The organism is Hafnia alvei (assembly GCF_034424155.1).
Lineage (GTDB): Bacteria > Pseudomonadota > Gammaproteobacteria > Enterobacterales > Enterobacteriaceae > Hafnia > Hafnia alvei.
Genome location: NZ_CP139992.1, coordinates 2,278,387 through 2,301,355, shown reverse-complemented (window position 1 = coordinate 2,301,355; position 22,969 = coordinate 2,278,387). Strand labels below are relative to the sequence as shown.

18 protein-coding genes are annotated in these 22,969 nt (G+C 49.1%); 10 read left to right on the top strand and 8 right to left on the bottom strand.

The genetic code is table 11. The features are described from left to right. Positions 1 to 10: 10 nt before the first annotated feature. Positions 11 to 1,540, bottom strand: a complete 1,530-nt coding sequence (gene pntA / locus U0008_RS10780) for a Re/Si-specific NAD(P)(+) transhydrogenase subunit alpha (protein ID WP_025801338.1) — start codon at positions 1,538 to 1,540, stop codon at positions 11 to 13. Positions 1,541 to 2,160: 620 nt separating this feature from the next. Between pntA and ydgH the strand changes: the two genes are divergently transcribed. After that, positions 2,161 to 3,111 (top strand): DUF1471 family protein YdgH, encoded by a 951-nt coding sequence (gene ydgH, locus U0008_RS10775; RefSeq protein WP_025801337.1) that lies wholly within the window; start codon positions 2,161 to 2,163, stop codon positions 3,109 to 3,111. 279 nt (positions 3,112 to 3,390) lie between these two features. Continuing rightward, a complete protein-coding gene (locus U0008_RS10770) occupies positions 3,391 to 4,782 on the top strand; it encodes an amino acid permease (protein ID WP_025801336.1) in 1,392 nt (463 codons plus the stop codon). Positions 4,783 to 4,864: 82 nt separating this feature from the next. On the opposite strand, the gene U0008_RS10765 is transcribed toward U0008_RS10770, so the two are convergent. Next, positions 4,865 to 5,284, bottom strand: a complete 420-nt coding sequence (locus U0008_RS10765; RefSeq protein ID WP_025801335.1) for a hypothetical protein — start codon at positions 5,282 to 5,284, stop codon at positions 4,865 to 4,867. A gap of 620 nt (positions 5,285 to 5,904) precedes the next feature. After that, a complete protein-coding gene (locus U0008_RS10760) occupies positions 5,905 to 6,798 on the bottom strand; it encodes a LysR family transcriptional regulator (RefSeq protein ID WP_043493194.1) in 894 nt (297 codons plus the stop codon). A 176-nt stretch (positions 6,799 to 6,974) separates the two neighbouring features. On the opposite strand from U0008_RS10760, the gene U0008_RS10755 reads away from it, so the two are divergent. From U0008_RS10755 to U0008_RS10735, 5 genes are all read left to right on the top strand, one after another. After that, positions 6,975 to 7,952: an NAD(P)H-dependent flavin oxidoreductase gene (locus U0008_RS10755; RefSeq protein WP_043493192.1), complete on the top strand. Its 978-nt coding sequence runs from the start codon at positions 6,975 to 6,977 to the stop codon at positions 7,950 to 7,952. A gap of 178 nt (positions 7,953 to 8,130) precedes the next feature. Then, entirely contained in the window at positions 8,131 to 8,853 is a 723-nt protein-coding gene (gene folM / locus U0008_RS10750) for a dihydromonapterin reductase (protein ID WP_043493190.1), read from the top strand. A gap of 51 nt (positions 8,854 to 8,904) precedes the next feature. Then, the gene (gene rstA, locus U0008_RS10745; RefSeq protein WP_043493189.1) at positions 8,905 to 9,618 is read left to right on the top strand and encodes a two-component system response regulator RstA; all 714 of its coding nucleotides are present in this window, start codon (positions 8,905 to 8,907) and stop codon (positions 9,616 to 9,618) included. Between the two features lie 6 nt (positions 9,619 to 9,624). Next, complete coding sequence (gene rstB / locus U0008_RS10740; protein WP_043493187.1) at positions 9,625 to 10,944, top strand: two-component system sensor histidine kinase RstB; 1,320 nt, start codon at positions 9,625 to 9,627, stop codon at positions 10,942 to 10,944. Positions 10,945 to 11,043: 99 nt separating this feature from the next. Continuing rightward, positions 11,044 to 12,528, top strand: a complete 1,485-nt coding sequence (locus U0008_RS10735; RefSeq protein WP_043493185.1) for a carboxypeptidase M32 — start codon at positions 11,044 to 11,046, stop codon at positions 12,526 to 12,528. A 190-nt stretch (positions 12,529 to 12,718) separates the two neighbouring features. Here the strand turns inward: U0008_RS10735 and U0008_RS10730 are convergent, their stop codons facing one another. Next, entirely contained in the window at positions 12,719 to 13,489 is a 771-nt protein-coding gene (locus tag U0008_RS10730; protein WP_043493184.1) for a class I SAM-dependent methyltransferase, read from the bottom strand. A 252-nt stretch (positions 13,490 to 13,741) separates the two neighbouring features. Between U0008_RS10730 and ydgU the strand changes: the two genes are divergently transcribed. Further along, a complete protein-coding gene (ydgU, locus tag U0008_RS22595; protein ID WP_455550929.1) occupies positions 13,742 to 13,822 on the top strand; it encodes a small membrane protein YdgU in 81 nt (26 codons plus the stop codon). 116 nt (positions 13,823 to 13,938) lie between these two features. Next, entirely contained in the window at positions 13,939 to 14,787 is an 849-nt protein-coding gene (locus U0008_RS10725) for a trypsin-like serine peptidase (protein ID WP_051874137.1), read from the top strand. Here the strand turns inward: U0008_RS10725 and hrpA are convergent. Then, complete coding sequence (hrpA, locus tag U0008_RS10720; RefSeq protein WP_043493182.1) at positions 14,765 to 18,652, bottom strand: ATP-dependent RNA helicase HrpA; 3,888 nt, start codon at positions 18,650 to 18,652, stop codon at positions 14,765 to 14,767. The two genes, U0008_RS10725 and hrpA, sit on opposite strands and share 23 nt — an antisense overlap. 353 nt (positions 18,653 to 19,005) lie before the next feature. Here hrpA and U0008_RS10715 point away from each other — a divergent pair, with 353 nt between their 5' ends. Next, the gene (locus tag U0008_RS10715) at positions 19,006 to 19,611 is read left to right on the top strand and encodes an FMN-dependent NADH-azoreductase (RefSeq protein WP_043493181.1); all 606 of its coding nucleotides are present in this window, start codon (positions 19,006 to 19,008) and stop codon (positions 19,609 to 19,611) included. 123 nt (positions 19,612 to 19,734) lie between these two features. On the opposite strand, the gene U0008_RS10710 is transcribed toward U0008_RS10715, so the two are convergent. Genes U0008_RS10710 through U0008_RS10700 form a run of 3 tightly spaced genes read right to left on the bottom strand, consistent with a single transcriptional unit; the run spans position 19,735 to position 22,877 of the window. Next, a complete protein-coding gene (locus U0008_RS10710; protein ID WP_025801326.1) occupies positions 19,735 to 20,061 on the bottom strand; it encodes a YdbL family probable chaperone protein in 327 nt (108 codons plus the stop codon). Between the two features lie 10 nt (positions 20,062 to 20,071). Then, entirely contained in the window at positions 20,072 to 20,266 is a 195-nt protein-coding gene (locus U0008_RS10705; RefSeq protein WP_043493179.1) for a YnbE family lipoprotein, read from the bottom strand. After that, complete coding sequence (locus U0008_RS10700; protein ID WP_043493178.1) at positions 20,253 to 22,877, bottom strand: YdbH family protein; 2,625 nt, start codon at positions 22,875 to 22,877, stop codon at positions 20,253 to 20,255. The genes U0008_RS10705 and U0008_RS10700 overlap by 14 nt, the downstream gene beginning before the upstream one ends. Positions 22,878 to 22,969: the final 92 nt, after the last annotated feature.

Sequence of the window (22,969 nt, the reverse complement as noted above, 5' to 3'; positions counted from 1 at the left end):
GTGTTACCCCTTAGTTCTTGCGGAACATTTTCAGCATGCGCTGAGTCACGGTGAATCCACCAAAAATGTTAATGCTGGCAATCAGCACGGCGATAAAAGCAAAGAAAGTGATCCAGCCGCCGTGGCCAATTTGCAGCACCGCCCCCACCACGATAATCCCTGAAATCGCGTTGGTTACCGACATTAATGGCGTATGCAGTGCGTGACTGACATTCCACACAACGTAATAACCGACCACGCACGAAAGCGCGAAAACGGTAAAGTGCGAAAGAAACTCTTTTGGTGCGACATTCGCCAGCCAACCAAACAGGATAATGGCGACGGCAAGAATGATATATTTTTTGAATGGAGAAGCCGGTTTCTCTGGCTCTTTGGCCGCAACAGGTTCAGCTGCTTTCGCTTTTGGCTGAGCAGAAACCTGAATTGGCGGTGCTGGCCACGTCACTTCACCGGTTTTAACGACGGTAACACCGCGAATAACGGTATCGTCGAAATCAACGTTAAGCGTGCCGTCTTTCTCTTTGCACAGCAGTTTTAACAGGTTTACCAAGTTGGTGGCATAAAGCTGAGAAGACTGCGTTGGCAACCGGCTTGGCAGATCGGTATAGCCGATGATTTTCACGCCGTTTGGCGTTTCGGTTACCGTGTCCGCGACGGTCAATTCGCAGTTACCACCGGTTTGCGCCGCCAAATCGACAATCACGCTGCCCGGCTTCATGGATTCAACCATTTCTTTGGTAATCAAGCGTGGAGCAGGTTTACCCGGAATCAGCGCCGTGGTAACGATAATATCCACGTCTTTCGCCTGAGCGGCGAACAGTTCCATCTCGGCTTTAATGAATGCCGGAGACATCACCTTAGCGTAGCCATCGCCGCTGCCAGCCTCTTCCTCGAAGTCTAACTCAAGGAACTCAGCGCCCATGCTTTGCACCTGCTCTTTCACTTCAGGGCGTGTATCGAAGGCGCGAACTATGGCACCTAGGCTTCCCGCTGCACCGATCGCAGCTAAACCAGCCACGCCAGCACCGATGACCATCACTTTGGCAGGAGGAACTTTACCTGCGGCGGTGATCTGTCCGGTAAAGAAGCGCCCGAATTCGTGCGCGGCTTCAACAATGGCACGATAACCCGCGATGTTTGCCATGGAGCTCAGGGCGTCGAGGGATTGGGCGCGAGAAATACGCGGCACGGAATCCATCGCCATGACGGTAACCTGACGCTCTGCCAATTTTTGTAGTAGATCTTGGTTTTGCGCAGGCCAAATGAAGCTGATTAAAGTACTGCCCGGATTCATCAGAGCAATTTCTTCATCCTCTGGCGCATTCACTTTTAAAATGACGTCAGATTGCCAAATATCTTCATAACCAACAATTTCGGCTCCAGCCTGCTGGAATGCCGCATCATCGAAGCTCGCTAATTTGCCAGCACCGTTTTCGATCGCCACGGTAAAACCCAATTTCAGTAGCTGCTCTACCGTTTTCGGCGTGGCTGCTACACGGGCTTCATTGGCCAACCGCTCTCTGGGTATACCAATACGCATAATCTTCCCTTTTCACCTGTCAATAAGATGAGCGTCATCCTGAGATAGCGATGACCGTCAGAGCCTTACAGCTCAGTGTTTGCTATACCTTTTTTACACAGAGTCGAAACTCTCGCTACTTTAGGTATACATAGCTACCTATAACCTACTGAAAATATAACTGATGATCCACTGTTCCCATGCGTTTGCAGGCCATATTTAATAAAATTTATCGCTTTATGTTCAGGATTAGTAGAAAGATTGTGAAAACGGGTCTTAATATCTTGATTTCACGGTCAAAAGAGTGGGTAGATATTAGCCAGACTATTAGCATGGAGCCTTTTAATCATGAACTTGAATCTTACGTTAACACAAACTTAACACTTGAATGCTATTCTGGGCGCTGCGCGGATTTCTTGCGCGTAATCTAGAATGAAGCAAAAATGCGATTTGGTAACCATATCACTGAGTACGCATAAATTACTGAGGCATGACAACTTATTACATGTAATAATCTGCCCCATTATTTTTTACATACATTGTCACTACGATAAGTTGAGCATCAGCAGAAACAACTGTTAAAAGACGAAACGGTTCTGCCTGCAATACTCGTCAATGCAAAAAGGCGTAAAGGATTTTTTATGAAGCTGAAAACCACCATTATTGCATCAGCGTTATTGTCTCTTACTGCGCTGTCTGTTCAGGCCGCACAGGAACTCACACCAGAGAAAGCCTCCGAACTGAAGCCATTTGAACGAGTAACCATTAGCGGCCGCTTTAATGCGATCAACGATGCGGCAAGCGCGGTGTCTCGTCGGGCTGATAGCATGGGCGCAGACTATTTCTATATTCAGGACATCAATAACAGCAATAACGGCGGTAACTGGCGCGTAACGGCAGATGTGTATAAGAAAGACGCTGAAACCGTGAAACAAACCACAAACTATCGCGTATTCAACGGTGTTAAAGAGCTGCCTAAGACAGAGGCTTATCTGTTACAGCCTTATGACACCGTTACCGTCAGCGGTTTCTTCCGCAGTCAGCCTGATGTGACCGATGCGATTAGCCGTGCAGCGGCCAAGAAAGGCGCAGATTCCTACTTTATCGTGCGCCAAATTGATGCCAACAGCGGCGGCAACCAATATATTACAGCCTACATCTATAAAGCTGATGCGCCGAAACGTCAGGTTCAGAGTCCAGATGCGATCCCTGCCGATTCTGAAGCAGGTAAAGCCGCACTGGCTGCCGGTGGCGCAGCCGCTGCCAACGTTGAGATCCCTGGCGTAGCTTCATCAGGCACACCAAGCACTGGCGTAGGCCGCTTCTTCGAAACCCAGTCGTCTACCGGCAAGCGCTATACCGTTACGCTGCCAGACGGTACGCAGATTCAGGAAGTGAACAACACTACCGCGGCTCAAATGGTTCCATTTGACTCAGTCACCTTCACTGGGCATTTCAACAGCATGACCGATGTGTCTTCTGAAGTGGCTAAACGCGCAGCGAAGAAAGGTGCGAAGTACTACCACATTACGCGTCAGTGGCAGAATAAGAGCGGTGGTAACCTCACCATCAGTGCCGATCTGTTCAAATAATCGCACTGTCTTATGTCTTAAGGGCAGCCATTGGCTGCCCTTTCTTATTGGCGTAATTATTTGTGTCACGGCAACGAAACGTATCTGCAGAAAACATCAGCTAACAATTGCATACTTTTTTGCATAAAACGCATATTCATCCATTGCACCCCCATCCCTCAACTCGTACAATCTGCGCCACTTTTACGGTTTAATGTTTTGCGTATTTGAACGCATAACCGTATTTAAACTAATCATATGTTATCAAACAGTTAATCATACTGGCTTCAGGACTTCGCATTGGATAAAAAACTCGGACTCACCGCCCTAACGGCTCTGGTACTCAGCTCTATGCTAGGGGCTGGCGTTTTTAGTCTGCCGCAAAATATGGCAGCCGTAGCCAGTCCCGCCGCATTGCTGATCGGTTGGACTATCACCGGCGTTGGCATTTTGTTCCTCGCCTTCGCTATGCTGTTACTGACCAGACTTCGCCCTGACTTAGACGGCGGTATTTTTACCTACGCCAAAGAAGGGTTCGGTGAGCTGATCGGTTTTTGCTCAGCCTGGGGATATTGGCTATGCGCGGTTATTGCGAACGTGTCATATCTGGTGATCGTTTTTGCTGCGCTGAGTTTTTTTACTGATTCGGCGGGTCATACCGTCTTTGGCGACGGTAATACGTGGCAGGCTATCGTCGGCGAGTCTATTTTGCTTTGGGTGGTTCACTTCCTGATCCTACGCGGCGTGAAAACGGCAGCGGGCATCAACCTAGCCGCGACGCTGGCTAAGCTGTTGCCTCTGGGGCTGTTTGTGGTTCTCGCCGCGATGGCGTTCAAGCTTGATACTTTCAAGATTGATTTTACCGGCATCAAACTGGGTGTTCCTGTTTGGGAACAGGTAAAAGACACGATGCTCTACACGCTATGGGTATTCATCGGCGTCGAGGGTGCGGTGGTGGTTTCTGCACGCGCCAAGCATAAGAAAGATGTTGGCTTAGCCACCATGCTGGCCGTAATTTCGGCGTTAGTGGTTTACCTGCTCATCACCCTGCTTTCACTGGGTGTGATGCCTCGCGCTGAACTGGCTGAAATCCGCAATCCATCCATGGCCGGTTTGATGGTGAATATGATGGGGCCAATCGGTGAGATTATTATTGCCGCCGGGCTGATTGTATCAGTGTGCGGTGCCTACTTGAGCTGGACGATTATGGCTGCGGAAGTGCCCTTCCTCGCCTCTCAGCAAGGCGCGTTCCCTAAGATTTTCGGTAAACAAAATAGCAAGGAAGCCCCTGCGTCATCGCTTTGGCTAACCAATGGAGCGGTTCAAGTTACGCTGATTATCATCTGGCTGACGGGAGCAAACTACAATAACTTGCTGACAATCGCTTCAGAGATGATCTTGGTGCCTTATTTCTTAGTCGGCGCGTTCCTGTTAAAAGTGGGTCGTCAGAAGCAAGACAAACGAATTATGTTTGCCGCCTACGGCGCCTGTGCTTATGGTCTATGGCTGATTTATGCTTCCGGCATCACACATCTGCTGATGTCTGTCATGCTGTATGCGCCCGGTCTGTTGGTCTTTATGTTTGCTCGTCGTGGTTTAGAGAGCAAAAAAGATCTGTGCGGAATGGAGCGCATGGGCATCTTCTTGCTGCTGCTTGCAACCTTCCCAGCTGCATGGTTTATGTTTGGTTAATATGCTTGGCTAATTAGCCAGTAGAAACGCAAAAAGGTGGCTTAGGCCACCTTTTCAATTTTGGAAACGTTATTTTATTAGATCATTTGGGCGCAATAACAACGTGTAAACGCTCGTCATCTTGAGTCATGCTAACCGCATTACGACATTCGGCCTTAATCACCTTTAACTGTTCATCTTCCAGCGCATAAGGCAGCTGGATATCTAGCTCCTGCAATCCTTGGCTTTTCACCAATTCAATGAGACGGATAATATTCGTTTCATCACTGACCTGAGTAGAAAGCACCTGCATCGCGAGCTGGCGAATCTGCACATTAAGATTTTCAATCGATTTGAATTCTGAGCAGCGATTCTGGGAACGCGTCACCATACCAAATAATGGCATCACGCCGTAGATTGCGTCTAAGAAACTCCAGTGCTTGTCACAGGAAGCTGACAGAAACCGCGTGTAATCAAAACAAAGTGTTTCTCTATCACCGACGGTCGAATGAATACCGGACATTTCCTTAGCCTCCCCTCTGTAAGACAGCGACACATACACACAAAGAATAATTTAATGATTAAAAATGCAGACGCAATCAGTCATAATTATATTTTAACGTCCAACCCATAATGGCATTTTCTGAAATAGAAAACCATATGAAAAATGAAACTTAATATAATAAATATAAATATCATCATCGCCGTTTCATTATTTTATCGTCTCATTAAAAATTTAACTTATTTGTTAATTTGATTTTACATTATTAACACTTAATATATTACCTTCATAGTACCAGCGAGATTGCCTATGTTATGGGTAACGTCAGACCTCCATTTTCCGGCGTGATACTAGGTACTACCTAGCCTGAGTAACGTTTAGCGTGCCAATATTGAGTTGCAGTTTTTATAACGTTAAGTAACTACTCTCTATATAAAATAAATTTTAAGTTCAGTGATTTTACGCAATATAATAAAACCTTTCTTTTAATTCATCTAACTTATATTTAAGTGACGCTATACTCATCCGTCAGAATATTTTTTAAAAGTGGATATCACTAGATTCAATACCTAATGACTTCGTTCTATAAATTCTAAATCCGGATGTACAGTATTTTATTTTTGGCGGGAAATTAATCCAAATTAACTTTTCCGCAACAATGCCTCAAGCCATTCAGCAAATGCGCGTACCTTTCTTGAAAGGTGGCGGTGTGGATAAAGTAGCGACAGCTTGCGGTGCGGGACTGGATAGTTAGGCAACACCTCGACCAGTCGCCCACTGTCGAGATAAGGCTGTAGAAAAAAGCGCATGCCCTGTAAAAGCCCTAAGCCAGCAAGGCCTGCAACGATGTAGGCTTCAGAATTATCCATGACCAGTTTACCCGGCGGGTGAATTTCTGTCGTTCCTGTCTCTGTTTTGAATATCCACGGCATTGACTGACGACTGCTGCTATTCACCCAGTTAACGGCCTGATGATGCTGTAGGTCTTCGAGGGTATCTAACCTACCGTGCGCGGCGAGATAGGCGGGACTGGCGCAGGTGAGCATGTCAATATTGCCCAGCGGGCGTGAGATATAGTCGCCGTCTTCTAGCTCTCCCATTCGCAAGACGCAGTCCAAACCTTCGCGAAGCATATTTCGGCGACGATCGGAGCAGCTGAGAATAATTTCGATATTGGGGTGCATACGATAAAAGTCCGGCAAATTAGGTACTACGCGCAAAGCGGCAAATGAGATCGGCATATCCACGCGTAGCTGCCCAGATAAAGGGCGATCTGGTGCAAAGGATTCAAGTAAATCATCCGCCTGCGCCAATAATGGCTTGCTGCGTTGATAGAAATCTTCACCTTCGGGCGTCAGGTTTATCTGGCGTGTCGTGCGCTGTAACAGGCGCACGCCGCTGTGCTGCTCTAATTGCTGCAAAGCTTTAGTCACCGCGGGACGGTGAATTTGTAGGTTTTCTGCCGCGCGGGTAAAACTGCCAGACTCAACGATCTCGATAAAAATTTTAATTAATTCAAAAAGATTAATTTGCATAGCACGCTTTATTCGCTGTGAGGTCAATCGCGGAACGCGAGTATTGATAGGTTTATTGTTACATATTTAATAATAGTGATGTATCAGTATTGCTATTTTTCTCAACAATAAAACTCACTAGACTTGCCCCACTCTTAAAAACCAGTCTGAAGCGTTCTTCAGAAGGACATTGTGTTATGCAAAATAATCGTATCTGCCAAATCTTAGGTATAGAAAAACCTGTGATTCAGGGGCCGCTATCTTGGCTTACCGACGCCCGTTTAGTTGCAGCGGTCAGCAACGCTGGAGACCTGGGTGTATTAGGCCCCAATGCGGGTTTAACGGCTGAAACGGCGGTATCTACGCCGCATGAAACGGCTGAAAAAATGCGCGAAGAGATTCGAAAAACTAAAGCGCTGACTGAAAAACCGTTTGGCGTTAACCTGATCCCCTCTCCTGAGAATGACATTTGGACGCCGCCTATCCTGCAGGTTATTAAAGAAGAAGGCGTAAAAGTCGTGGTTTATACCGCGTATGGCGAAGGTGCAGTCATCCCCGCGCTGTTTAACGAATTAAAAGCCGCCGGTATTGCGATCATCTATCGCGACCTCAACCCAACGCCAGAAAATACCCGTATTGCTGAAGCCGCCGGTGCAGATATTATTGTGGCAACCGGTTTTGATGAAGGCGGAACGTTACCCGGCAAAGCCTTAGGCACATTCTCCGTGGTACCGCTCATTGCCGATGCGGTAAAAAACGTGCCTGTTTTGGCGGCTGGCGGCATCACCGATAGCCGAACGGCTAAAGCCGCACACGCCCTTGGCGCTAGCGGCGTCTTTGCGGGTTCAGTATTTATCAGCACCGAGGAAAGCCGTGTTCCCCAGTCGGTAAAAGATAAAATTATCCATTCTGACGGATTGGATATGCAGCTTTTCCGCACTCAACCCGCCTACTATCGCTCCCTGCCCGGCAAGCTGACAGAAAAACTGGTGGCGATGGATAAAGCGGGTGCCAGTAACGAAGAGATCGGTAAAGTGATGGGCGGCTTGCGCGGTTTACGAATTGGCATGCTTGAGGGCAATACCGATGAAGGTTATATCTCGCTGGGTACCGGTATCGGCAGTATCCGAGAAGTGAAAAGCGTGGCCGACGTGGTTAATGAATTAACCGTATAGACATATCACCGTTTCCCGCCGTTGATGGCGGGATCGCTGATGCTCTAAAGCAACGCGACTCCCTTATCCAATTAGTCATTCCGATACGTTTCTCTATGTGCTAACAACTACAACAAGTGGCATAATCTGCGGCAACATTTGCATTATGCCAAAGCCACTAAACATAGGGACTGAATACATGACCAATGCTTACTCCTCCCCCGTCTTAATCACTGGAGGTGCCCGCAGAATCGGGCTGGCATTAGCGCATGCATTGTTGTCACAGGGAACCGCTGTGATTGTGGCCTATCGCAGCGAATACCCAGCGTTAGAAGGATTACGCAACGCGGGTGCGGTTTGCATTCAAGGTGATTTCACCCAAACTGACGAAATCTATCGTTTTGCCGAACTGGTTAAAGCTCACACGCCCAAACTGCGTGCGGTTATTCATAACGCCAGTGCATGGTTGGCTGAATCACCAGAGACCGCGCCCGAGCAAACGTTGGCCGCCATGCTGCAAATTCATGTCTATACCCCCTATCTTCTTAATCAACTGTTGGAGCCATTGCTGGTTGGGCAAGGCGAAGCGGGAGCCGACATTATCCATATCACCGATTATGTGGTGGAACGCGGCAGTGCCAAGCATATCGCTTACGCGGCAAGCAAAGCAGCGCTAGATAACATGACCCGCTCTTTTGCGGCGAAATTGGCGCCAGAAGTTAAAGTGAATGCCATTGCTCCCGCGCTAATCATGTTTAATTCATTGGATGATGATGAGTATCGTCAAAAGGCGCTCGACAAATCATTGATGAAAATAGCGCCGGGTGAACATGAAATAGTGAATACCATTGAGTTTCTGTTGAACAGTCAGTTCGTGACTGGTCGTACTATTAGTGTGGATGGTGGGCGTCCACTGCGTTAGTTTGCAAACTCATATAAAATCGTTTTACCACGCGAAGGCATAGAAATCGTTATGAACAACATTGTATTTGTTGAAGATGATCAAGAGGTTGGACAGCTTATTGCCGCATACCTTGGCAAGCATGACCTCGATGTCACCATCGAGCCGCGCGGTGATACGGCAATGGAAACGATTACTCGCCTTAACCCTGATTTGGTTTTGCTGGATATTATGCTGCCTGGCAAAGACGGTATGACGTTATGCCGCGATTTACGCCCCGTGTATAAAGGCCCCATCGTGCTGCTCACCTCACTCGACAGCGATATGAATCATATTTTATCGCTCGAAATGGGCGCCAATGACTATATTCTAAAAACGACGCCGCCGGCGGTATTACTGGCGCGCTTGCGTTTACATTTACGCCAGCATCAACCACAGGCAATAGAAAGCGAAGCGACGCCGGTGAATACCCGTAACGGCATTCATTTTGGGCAGTTGCGTATTGACCCTGTAAATCGTCAGGTCACGTTGAAAGATAAGAATATTAACCTCTCAACTTCCGATTTCGATCTGCTGTGGGAACTGGCCACCCACGCAGGCACCATTATGGATCGCGATGCCCTGCTGCTCACCCTGCGTGGCGTGAGCTATGACGGCATGGATCGCAGCATCGACGTGGCGATTTCTCGCCTGCGTCGTAAACTGGATGACAACGCAATCGACCCGTTCCGTATTAAAACCGTGCGAAATAAAGGTTACCTATTTGCGCCGAATGCGTGGGAATAATTTTCAATGAGAAAGCTTTTTGTTCAGTTTTATCTGTTGTTGTTCGTCTGCTTTCTGGTGATGGCCATGCTGGTTGGATTAGTTTATAAGGTCACCGCCGAGCGTGCCGGACGCCAATCAATGGATGATCTGATGAAAAGCTCGCTCTATCTTATCCGCAGTGAGCTGCGCGAAATTCCCCCGCGAGACTGGAATAAAACCATTAACAAACTCGATTGGAATCTCTCGTTTAAATTCCATATTGAGCCATTGGGTAAACGTCAGCTCCCTTCTGATTTAGAAAAAAAACTGAGAAATGGCGAAATTGTGGCTTTGGATAGTGAATATTCATTTATCCAACGCATCCCACGTAGCCACTACGTTTTAGCCGTCGGCCCGATTCCGTACCTTTTCTATCTGCATGAAATGCGCCTGCTTGATTTGGCTCTGTTGCTGTTCATCGGGCTGTCTTTAGCGCTACCGGTTTTTCTCTGGATGCGCCCACATTGGCAGGATTTATTGAAATTAGAGAATGCGGCTCAGCGCTTGGGTGAAGGTCATCTTGAAGAGCGAACGCATTTCGAGCCCACGTCGAGCCTGCATCGGCTCGGCGTGGCTTTTAATCAAATGGCCGACAATATCAACACACTCATCATCAGCAAAAAACAGCTGATAGATGGCATAGCCCACGAACTGCGTACGCCATTGGTTCGATTACGCTACCGTTTAGCCATGAGTGAAAATCTGTCTGAATCAGAGCAAACCGCGTTAAATCGTGATATTGCGCAGCTCGAAGGACTGATAGATGAGCTGCTGACCTACGCTCGCCTTGACCGCCCTCAGGTGGAAACCAATCTAGAGGCCATTGATTTGCCTAAGTGGCTAGCCGAACGCATCGCAGATTTTCAGATGATTCATCCTGAGCATGAAATTACGCTCGATATTCCTCACGTCGGTGATTTTGGCGCGGTCGATCTACGGCTGATGGAACGCGTATTAGATAATTTAGTGAACAATGCCCTACGCTACAGTCAGAAAAAACTCCGCATTGGGCTGTGGTTGGATGGTGACATTGCCTGTTTACAGGTTGACGATGATGGCCCAGGGATTCCGCCAGAGGAACGCGAAAGAGTCTTTGAGCCCTTTGTTCGCTTAGACCCAAGCCGCGATCGGGCAACCGGTGGCTGCGGGCTTGGACTCGCCATTGTGTACAGCATTGCTCAAGCCTACCAAGGGACTATTTCTGCCAATGGTAGCTCGCTGGGCGGCGCTTCCATGCTCTTTACCTGGCCACGCCGTCAGGCTGATACCGTGCCAGTTATCAATGTACAAAGTGATAACCGCTGATAATTTTTATTGCCTCTATACTCCCCAATAATTGGCGGTGCATCTGCAGAGATACCGCGCTTTATGTTTGACGAGTATAGACCCCATTTGGAGCCTACGATGACAAACGCCTACCAGCATCTTCGCGACACGTTTACTCGCCTGTCTCGCTTCTCGCATCTTTCAGCCATCACCGGTTGGGATATGCAAACACAAATGCCTGCCGGTGGCAGTCAGGCGCGAGCAGAAGCACTAGCGGAACTCAGCGTTTTGATGCACCAAACGTTAACTGCGCCGCAGATTGCAGACTGGATCGAACAGGCGAAAAGTGAAGATTTAACCCCAGAACAACAGGCCAATCTTGCTGAAATTGCACGTCGCTATCAGCAGGCCGTGATCTTGCCGGAAAAGTTTGTTTCGGCAAAATCATTAGCCGGTATGCAATGCGAGCACGCGTGGCGCACTCAGCGTCCAGAAAATGATTGGGCTGGATTCGTCAAAAACTTTGCTCCGGTTGTGGAATTAAGCCGAGAAGAAGCGCAAATCCGTGCTGAAAAAACCAATGTCAGCCGCTACGACGCGTTGCTCGACCTCTATGAACCGGGCATGACCAGCGCGCGCCTCGATACGATCTTCGCTGATGTAAAAAGCTGGTTGCCTGATTTATTAAAAAACATCGTCGAAAAACAGAAAACGGAGTCTACACTCACCGCGCAGGGCCCTTTTGCAATTGATAAACAGCGCGCTCTGGGTATAGAAATCATGCAGGTACTCGGTTTTGATTTTAATCACGGCCGATTAGACGTGAGTGCTCATCCCTTCTGCGGCGGCGTACCGGAAGATGTGCGTATTACTACACGCTATACCGAAGATGATTTTCTCAGTGCTTTGCTAGGCATCGTGCATGAAACAGGTCACGCCCGCTATGAGCAAAATTTGCCAAAACAGTGGGCTGGACAGCCGATTGGCGAAGCTCGCTCAACGGCAATCCATGAGTCTCAAAGCTTATTTTTTGAAATGCAGCTGGCGCGCAGCGAACCGTTCCTTGAGTTTTTACGCCCTTATGTGCAAAAAGCCTTTGGCGATCAATCTGCTTTTGAACAAGGTAACTTTTTGCGCATGAACCAGCGCGTAGAGGCCGGTTTTATTCGTATCGATGCCGATGAGGTTAGCTACCCCGCCCATGTCATTTTGCGTTATGAAATTGAGCGCGCGCTGATTGAGGGTGAGATTGAAGTGCGGCATATTCCAGAACTGTGGAATGAAAAAATGCACTCTTACCTCGGCTTAAACACACAGGGTAATTTCCGAGATGGTTGCATGCAGGATATCCATTGGACCGACGGTGCCTTTGGTTATTTCCCCACCTATACCTTAGGTGCGATGTATGCGGCTCAGCTGTTCGCCTCCGCCAAAAATGCCCTCCCTGACCTTGACCAACATATCCTGCGCGGCGATCTCTCTGCGCTCTCCGGTTGGTTACGCCAGAATATCTGGCAGCATGGTTCACGCTTTGATACCGATACACTGATCCGAAATGCCAGCGGGGAAACACTCAACCCAAGCTTCTTCCGTCGTCATTTAGAACAGCGTTATTTAGGCTAACCACTAAGGCCTCTCAGAACAGAATCCGTTGTTTATGAGGGGCCTATTGTTTTGCTAGGCGTGCGTACGTTCATATTCCACTAAATTTAATTGCTGCACTGAGGTTTCATGAGAGTATTAACAGGACTTACAATGTATGTTGTAACTAAATTGATGTATAATTAAGCCGGAGACTTGCTCCGGCCTATTTTCAAGCCTTAACGACTTCAAACATCATGATATCACTGGTAAATGAGCCATCAGCCTGAACTTCAAAATGTTGTTTAACCTCTTCCGAAGCACTTTCTTGTATCATTCTAATCGCGGTAACCAGCGGTTCTGGCGTACGCATGCGGCTAATCCAACTAGCAAACTCAAGGTGTAGACGGTCTGACGTGACGGTTTGGATTTGTAGCCCCGCCTCGGTGAAAAACGTTAACCATTCGCCAGGCGCATAATCTCGCACGTGCGATGTATCGCGCAGAATTTCCACCGTTTGCAGATGTACATCTAAAACAGAGTGACCAGGCGACACAACGTCCATAAAGATCGCCCTTCCCCCAGGTTTAAGCACGCGCTTAACCTCGCGTAATGCCTTACCAACATCGTACCAGTGATGCGCCGAATAACGGCTGATAACCACATCAAAGGATTCATTCTCGAACGGTAGTGATTCAGCAACGCCCTGCGCGGTACTCAGATTAGTCAGTCCTTTATCACTTGCCGCCTGTTTTACCACCGCGAGCATTTTTTCGGAGAGATCATAAGCTACAACGTCGTTAACTTGTGCCGCTACGGCAAAACTTGCATGACCGGCTCCGCAGCCAAGATCGAGTACGCTCGCAAAGTCTTCTCCGCTGAGCAGATGCGCAAGGCGTTTTAAATCGTTGCCCTGCGCATGTACGGCACTGCTGAGATAAGCGTTAGCCTGATCGGCAAATTGACGATCGACGGCATTATGATGACTCTGCTGACGGCTCATGCACTCTCCTGCTGTTCACGGGTTAATTAGGCATTTTTTCCACTATAGTCAGGCATCTAGGGTGATTCAATAGCGCACTATTGAATTATTTTCATCCAGAGTACAAAGCGTTACATGCCGAAACCAATCACTCACAGCCGTTATAAACGCTATCCACTAAGATTAATCATCTATTGAATTTGAGAATAATTCAGCCGCACACACCGTTAAGAACATAGGGTTCAGCGGCCACGAAGGGTTCGGAGATGGCATATGTTTCGACGCTATGGTTTTGAACTTCTTCTGATATCCCTGATTCTGTGCGGAATCATCACGGCATGCTTCTATTTGTAGACGGGCGTGCATGAAAAAAACTGAATTTCACTTCTGTTACGCAAATATTTCTCGCCGTAATCAATCATTTGGTTAAACTACAGAGTAAATGGATGACTGCAATTAGGTTCCGCTCTATGCGATTACTACGTACCGTTACGTTATGCGCTCCGGTTTTATATTGTGCCATTACCACCCAACCTGCCGTCGCTGATGATGAAGTTCTGACCCCCGCGCAGCAAATTCAACTTTTCTATGGCAAAGATGACCGCGTCAAAATTACCAATGTGACCCAAGCTCCGTGGGATGCTATTGGGCAAATCGAAACCGAGAGCGGGAATTTATGCACCGCCACGCTAATTACATCACGCTTAGTTCTAACGGCGGGACATTGTTTATTAGCGCCGCCGGGAAAAGTTGATCCTGCAATCGCGCTACGTTTTTCCTCTCATAATCAAAAATGGCGCTACGAAATTACCCAACTGCGCACGCTGGTCGATCCTAAGTTAGGCAAGCGGCTCAAAGCCGACGGCGAGGGTTGGATTGTTCCCTCTTCCGCAGCCCAGCAAGATTATGGTTTAGTTGAAATCGTAAGTGACCGGTTGCCCGCGATTGAACCACTGCCGCTGTGGCAAGGTACAAGTAAGCAGCTGACGGCAGCATTAAAGGCCGATAAACGCCTCGTGACGCAGGCCGGATACCCTCAGGATCATCTGGATGATTTATATAGCCATCAAAACTGTTTGGTGACAGGATGGGCTCAAACCGGCGTGTTGAGCCATCAGTGCGATACATTACCTGGTGATAGCGGTTCTCCGCTGCTGATGGCAACGGATGCAGGTTGGCGGCTGATAGCCATTCAAAGTTCGGCACCGGCCGCTGAGAATCGTGATTTGGCCGATAATCGCGCGGTGGCCGTCACCGCGTTCAGTGACGGCCTTAAACGCCTGATGCAACAAAATGCTAAGCCAGAATCTGATCGATAGCCTGCATAATGCGCTTTTCTGAAATTGGGTACGGTGTACCCAATTGCTGCGCAAAATAGCTCACTCGCAGTTCTTCAATCATCCAGCGGATCTCTTTCACTTCAGGCTCGTTGGCGCGCGGCGGCGGTAGCTTGTTAAGCATCTGCTGCCATGCCTGCTGCACCTGTTCCACTTTCAACATTTGCGCACGATCCCGATGTGGGTCAATCGCCAGTTTCTCTAAGCGTCGTTCAATCGCATGCAGGTAGCGTTCTACATCCGGTAAACGCGCTGCCCCCGTTGCCGTAACAAAACCACGATAGATAAGATTGCCGACCTGACTTTTAATATCAGACAGCGCTAACGCCAGCGATATGTCAACGCGCCCTTTTAGGCGCTTATTAATGCCGTTTGCCGTCGTCAAGATTTGCTCGACCTGTCGCGCAATAGAAACCACTTCATCGTTGAGTTCCGCACGCACCTGTTCATGAAGTTGGGTAAACCCTACTTCACTCCATGCAGGTCCGCCATGCTTGGCAATCAACGAGTCAATTCCACAGGCGATACAGTCATCAATCAAATCCAACACTTTGCCGTAAGGGTTAAAATACAGGCCTAACTTGGCTTTGTTCGGCAATTTTTCATGTAAATATTTGATCGGAGATGGAATGTTCAGCAGTAATAAGCGGCGCGAACCCTGCCACATGGCCTGCTGCTGCTCCTGTTCAGTTTCAAAGAGACGAATAGCGACGCTGTCTTTTTCATCCACCAACGCGGGGAACGCCTTCATCGAGTAGCCGCCACGCTTTTGCTCGTAGCTTTGCGGAAGCGAGCCAAAACTCCATACGTGCAAACCTTGTTGCTCAAGGCCATCATCTGCAACTTCCGATAGCGTCTGCTGTACCTGTCCTTTGAGCTCGGTTTTCAACGCCTCCAGCGACTTGCCTTCCGCCAACGTTTTCTTCTTGTCGTCAATAACGCGGAACGTCATACGCAGATGATCGGGAACCTGATCGAGTTGCCACTCTTCACGTGACACTGTCACACCGGTCATGCGACGCAGTTCTCGCTCCATCGACTCGAGTAACGGCATTTCAAGCGGTGTCGCCCTTGCTAAGAAAGCCTCGGCATAGTTCGGCGCTGGCACGAAATTGCGTCGAATCGGTTTGGGTAATGACTTAATGAGCGCAATCACCAACTCACGGCGAATACCCGGAATTTGCCAATCAAAGCCTGACTCTTCAATCTGGTTTAAGATCGCCAATGGAATATGTACCGTCACCCCATCGGCGTCAGTGCCCGGCTCAAACTGGTAGGAAAGACGCAGTTTGAATGAACCTTGATGCCAGAAATTAGGGTAATCGAGTGCGCTAACGCCTTGCGCACCGTCTTTAATCAGCATCGATTTTTCAAAATTGAGCAGCTCAGGCTCTTCGCGGCTGGCTTTTTTCCACCAGCTATCGAAATGACGAGCAGAAACTACATCATGACCAATGCGCTGATCGTAGAAACTAAACAACGTTTCGTCATCGACCAAAATATCGCGGCGACGCGATTTATGTTCAAGCTCTTCCACCTCTGAACGCAGGCGCTGATTCGCACGGAAAAAGGCATGACGCGTTTGCCAATCACCTTCCACCAGCGCATGACGAATGAACAGCTCACGACTGACCTGCGGATCGATGCTGCCATAGTTCACCTTACGCGCAGCTACAATCGGCAGCCCGTAAAGCGTGACTTTTTCTGTCGCCATCACCGCACCTTGGGCTTTCTCCCAATGCGGCTCGCTATAGCTTTTCTTAATCAGATGCTGTGCGAGCGGTTCGATCCATTCAGGATCGATACGTGCAGCAATTCGCCCCCACAAACGGGAGGTTTCCACTAACTCCGCCACCATGGTCCATTTTGGCGGTTTCTTGAATAATGCCGAACCGGGGAAAATCGCAAAGCGGGCATTACGCGCGCCGGTGAATTCCTGCTTATCTGCATCTTTTTGCCCAATATGCGAGAGCAGACCGCTAAGCAACGAGCAGTGAATACCGCGAAAATCACCCGGTACCGAGTTAATCGGTATACGTAGCTCTTTAACCACCTGCCGAAGTTGGGTGTAAATATCCTGCCATTCACGCACCCGCAGATAATTCAGGTAGTCGGTTTTGCACTGGCGACGGAATTGGTTGGCCGAGAGCTCTTTTTGTTGCTCTTTTAGGTGATCCCACAGGTTCACCAGCGATAGAAAATCACTCTCTTTGTCGGCAAAACGACGATGTTTTTCATCCGAGGCCTGCTTCTTCTCACTCGGGCGCTCACGCGGATCTTGAATCGACAGCCCCGCGGTGATAATCATCACTTCTCGTACCGCGCCATGTTTCTGTGACTCCAGCACCATACGCGCCAAGCGGGGATCGATTGGCAGTTGAGCCAACTGACGGCCCATTGGCGTCAGCTGCTGATGCCCCTGCTCCGAAGTGGTTACCGCACCAAGCTCTTCCAGCAGACGAACACCGTCAAGAATATTGCGTTTATCCGGCGCTTCCACAAATGGGAAAGCGGCGATATCGCCGAGTCCCAGCGACGTCATTTGTAAAATGACCGAGGCTAAGTTGGTACGAAGGATCTCTGGGTCGGTAAATTCTGGCCGTGAAAGGAAATCTTGTTCGCTGTATAGCCGAATACAGATACCTTCAGAAACACGTCCACAGCGGCCTTTACGCTGATTCGCCGAGGCTTGAGAAATAGGCTCAATCGGCAAGCGCTGTACCTTGGTTCTAAAACTGTATCGACTAATACGCGCCGTTCCCGGATCGATAACATATTTTATCCCCGGTACGGTTAGCGACGTTTCCGCCACGTTGGTGGCCAGCACGATGCGGCGCCCGTGATGGCTTTGGAAAACGCGGTTTTGTTCACTGGCCGATAAACGCGCATAGAGCGGTAAAATCTCGGTATGCGGCAGGTTTAGCTTAGTCAGCGCATCGGCCGTATCGCGAATTTCACGTTCACCACTCATAAAGATCAGAATGTCACCGGCGCTCTCACGTCCCAGCTCATCCACGGCATCAAAAATGGCCTGAAGCTGGTCGCGGTCTACATCGTCAGCATCATCAACCACCGGGCGATAGCGCACTTCTACCGGATAGGTACGGCCTGAAACTTCAATAATCGGCGCGTTATTAAAATGACGAGAAAAACGCTGGGGATCGATCGTCGCCGACGTAATGATCACTTTCAGATCTGGACGCTTAGGCAACAGCTGACGCAGATAGCCGAGGATGAAATCGATATTCAGGCTGCGTTCATGCGCCTCATCGATAATCAGCGTGTCATATTGCATCAGCATGCGGTCTTGCTGAATTTCAGCCAGCAAAATACCGTCTGTCATCAGCTTAACCAGCGTGGTGTCACTTACCTGATCGTTGAAACGAACTTTATAGCCAACGGCACCGCCGAGCGACGTGTCTAGCTCATGGGCAATACGATCGCCGACCGAGCGTGCAGCCAGACGGCGCGGCTGAGTATGGCCAATCAGCCCTTTAATTCCGCGCCCTAATTCCAGACAAATTTTCGGTAGCTGGGTGGTTTTCCCCGAACCGGTTTCACCCGCCACGATAACCACTTGGTGGTCGCGAATAGCGGCGAGGATGTCATCTTTTTTCTGGCTAACCGGTAAACTTTCGGGATAGGTAATTTTAGGACAGGCAGCGCGACGCGCTTCAACGCGCTGCATGGCGTTAGCAAGATCGATAGCCAAGGTATCGGCAATAGCCTGTTGGCTTTCGGATTTTTTGACCTTTTTGGCGCCCTGTATGCGGCGCATCAGACGCTGTTTATCGCGCAGCATCAATTCATCAAGCTGCGAGGCGATGGCGCTTAGCGGGGATGTCACAATCAATATTCCTTGAAACGGATGGCGAACAACAGGTGAAAATGTAAAACCATCGTTATTTGTTGTTTTTAATAACGTCATTCTAATGACGGATTCTATCTGTAATTGTATCACAGGCCTGCGTTTGTCAGCAGCCTGAGCCACGTATTCTCTCGTCACCGCGTACGTCCCCTATTCCTGTAAATGATGCCTCGCTTAATCACATTCAATAAAACTGAACAAAGGGCTCGAATTATTGCGCTATCACTGGTGGGGTTTTATGAATAAAGTGTCTTCCATGCGATGGACACCACGTCCTGATATCAACAAATAGTCTGAAACAGCCTAAGCGATTAGGTCACAAGGAAATCACCATGAGCAACGTATTGGTTCTTAAATCTAGCATTCTGGCTAACTACTCTCAGTCTAACGTTCTGGCTGATTACTTTGTTGACCAATGGCGCCAGCAGCACAGCGACGACAAAATTCAGGTACGCGACCTGGCCGCAGACCCAATTCCTGTGTTGGACGGTGAGTTAGTCGGTGCGCTGCGACCTTCTGATGCGCCATTAACGCCACGCCAGCAAGAAGCATTGGAATTATCCAATACGCTGATTGAAGAGCTGAAAGCGTCTGACGTTATCGTGATTACCGCGCCAATGTATAACTTCAACATTCCAACCCAGTTGAAGAACTATTTTGACCTGGTAGCGCGTGCCGGTGTGACCTTCCGCTACACCGAAGCAGGCCCTGAAGGCTTGCTGAAAGGCAAGAAAGTTTATGTGCTGACCAGCCGCGGCGGTATCCATAAAGATACCAATACCGACTTGGTAACGCCTTACCTGCGCGTATTCTTGGGCTTTATTGGTTTGACCGACGTTGAATTCGTGTTTGAAGAAGGGATCGCTTACGGCCCAGAGATGGCAACCAAAGCGCAGCAAGATGCTAAAGCACTGATTAATCAGCTGGCTACAGCTTAAGTATTCTCTGTATTGCTTACCCTCTAACGCCTGTGTCTGGATAACGTCGTAAGCAAGAAATAAAAAACGCGCTCTGTTTGATCAGAAGCGCGTTTTTTTGTGGCTGTATTTCTGTCACTCAAACTAGGGCTTTCGCAGCCACTGTCCGTTGATACCGCGTACATACTCACCAGAGGCAGCGCGTTCCACCAGCTTCTGCCCTGCCATTTTGGCGACATCTTCCCGGCTGATATGGTTATTGTTCGCCACTTCCTGATATTTCTCGGCACGCCCAGTATTGATTTGTTGCACCAGAGCCAGTGTTTCTTTGTCCTGTTTAATAGCCACAATGTAGCCACTCAAGGTTTCACCCACGCGGCCTTGCTGCTTGGCCTGATCGAGCGTGAGCGCAAAAACGGCGCTGCTAAACAGTAAACCGGCACCCAACAGAGCGATTAACGACTTTCTCATCGGATTCTCCTTAGAACAGCCCCGACTGGGTTTTCAATAAATTCTCGACGTCTTTATCTACTTTGATATGAATTTCGTGTTCAATTTTGACGTTCATATTGATGGTAATCGGCTCTTTTGGCGCGGCTACCTCAATGCGGGGGATGCATCCCGTCAATGATACACAGACTGCCGTCGCCAGTAGCCAAACCTTAAGGTTGCTCATGCTCACTCCTCGCAGGGGTTGAGAGGCTTTGCTCCAGCCACTCCTGTAAATTATCGCCAAAACGTAAACTCCGCCAAAGCTCGAAAATATTTTCTTCATGATGATAGTTAAGCACGACCTCACGGTGTGCGCTTTGCTGAGGATTCACCCCACGGATCGTCGCCGCCATGGTGAGTACCCCTAAATTACTTAAATTAACTTCGGCTCGCGAACGACTGATCTCCATATAACGCAGCCATTCGATTGCAGCGCCTGCCGCCATGTTGTTGGCAGCCATTGCATCAGCCATATCAGGGTCGAGACGCAGCGTCAGCATAGACGCATTATCAATCCAGCCGTTGCGGATAAGCCATTGTGCGTCTTTCAGATACAGCGGCAGCTCACCGTCTACCCGACCTGACATCGCAAACTGTTTTGGTTTTAGCGCGGTAAACAGCACGCTAAGATCGATATCTTTCAATCTCAAGACCGTTGACGCCGGTTGTGGCAGACGCAGCGCATCAAAACCAATATGGCCTTTCAGCATATCGACACCGACGTTTGACAGTACCAACGGAGCGCGATCGCTATACGGATAGTAGCCCTGTAGGTCAGCCGAAATATTGCTCATTTCAAACAGGTTAGACAGGTGTTTAATCCGCATGCTAATCGGCTGTTTAGCTCCCAACTGCCATACCTCATTTTTCAGACGATAGGCCATGATGAAATCTAATCCACTCATCTCTCCGTCTTTCAGCCACATACCGGCGTTTTTCACCACCATGTGTCCGCCAGCCTCGAAGCCCTGTTCTCGCGCGGCCGAGAATGCCGCCTGTGCGTAAAAATCACCGTCGCGCAGCGTGATATTCAGATCGGGCGATAACAGCGGTTGAAATACCGCCGTGGGTTGTTTTGCCCACCAGGCTTCACCACGCAGTCTTTCCCCGTCCCAGCGCCCATTTAGCTTAATAGGGCCAATGCGTTCTGCGTGAAGATCGCCCTTTAATAAGAACTGATCCGGTGCAGTCCCGGTAGCAGCAAGGTTCAAAATGGCATGCGGGAGATAACCGCCGTTTTCCAGCTCCACCTTTTGGGTATCAAGCATGAACGCACCGGTAAATTTCGGCTGTTTTTCATCCCGAACCCAAACGATCGGCTGACCGATGGTTAAACGCGGCTTGACCACCGTCATCATGCCATAGTGGATTTTATTAAATCCGGTCGAGAGCTGATTCAGGCGGATGGTATTTCCTAGCCATTCGCCACGACCACCCACGTCCCATTTCGCTGCCAACGGTGGTAAATCGCCGTTACCCCAATATTGCCACTGCCATTGGCCTTTATCAGGCATGAATTGCTGCGCCTGACCGTCTAGGTGCAATTTGAAATTACCCCAGTAGCTGTCTTTGACTTTCATGATCGCCTGCAAACGACCAGTCACACCTTCCGCGTTGAGCTTAATGCCTGCCAGCGGCCAACGCGCTTCTTGCAGCGTGGTTTGATCGTCTAAACGCCCCCATGCCCGCAGCAGTGAACCACTATCTAGCGTCAACAAAGGATTCAGCACGCTGCCGGTCAGTAAACCGGGGATCGACGCCGTTAAAGAAAGATTTTGACTATTCACAAGACCGGTAACGCGAAATGCCATGCTGCTATCGATCACGCTGAGTTTGCCTGGGCCAAGATTCACGACCACGTTACCTTTGCCGTGATTACCCTGCGTGAGCACGTTCATTCGCGCTTCAATTTGCGTTTGCTGGTAATTTTTATCCCAGTTGGTCAGGGTGAGATCGATACCGCCCTGCAACGGTTGCTGCGCATAAGGCCAACGCCACTGGCCTTTATTCACGTGGATTTCATGACGGCTTACCGTCCACGGCAAATCGGCCAACGGCGTTTTATCGCCCTTGGCAACAATCTTCAAGTTACCCTGTTTGTTCTTCCATTCAGAAATCAGTAATAGAGGCTGTTCAACAAACGGCGTTTTGAGCTGAGCCTGCATGTTGCCACTGCGCGGCAGTGACGCCAGATCCAGCGGTATTTGTAGCTCACCGTCCAGCTCAATCGGTTGATCTGTTTGAGGGACTTTCAGTGAAAGCTTTTTAACCGTCAGCTTTTGTTTGTCATCAAGACGCGCATCAAGGCTAAGGCGATCGCTACGGTAGCGAACTGTCTGCCCATCGGCGTTATTGACCACGCTGATGGCGCCGGCATAGTCCTGCCACGGACTCACGATAAGATGGTTTATTGCTACGTCAAACAGCGGTAAAGAGCGCTGAATTTTATCCAGCTCAAGCGGCGTAGAGGGAGTATCCGATGAGGGGAGCTTTTCCAAACACTGGGTATTCACGTCGAGCGTGTCTGCCAGCATTTGCCAGCGGCCTTGCTGATAGCGCAAACGTGCCGCAGACAGATCGCCCAAACGACAATCCTCCGCTAGATAGCTTAGCCCCGGCAGATGCAATGCACCGTTCGACCAATACGGACGAGCGCTAAACTCAACGCGCGTTCCGGCAGGAAGCCACTGTTTTATTACCCACGGCAGCCAATGTGCCACCGTTAACCAGAGAAACGTTAATGCCAAAAATATGGCGATCAGCGCTGCAAATAACCTTTTGAGCCACTTGATCATAATTCGCCTTGCTTTTTAATAATCTGCCGCAACATATCATAATAATGGATACATCTGAACGAATCGGGCAAAATCCTAGATAAATCTAGCCG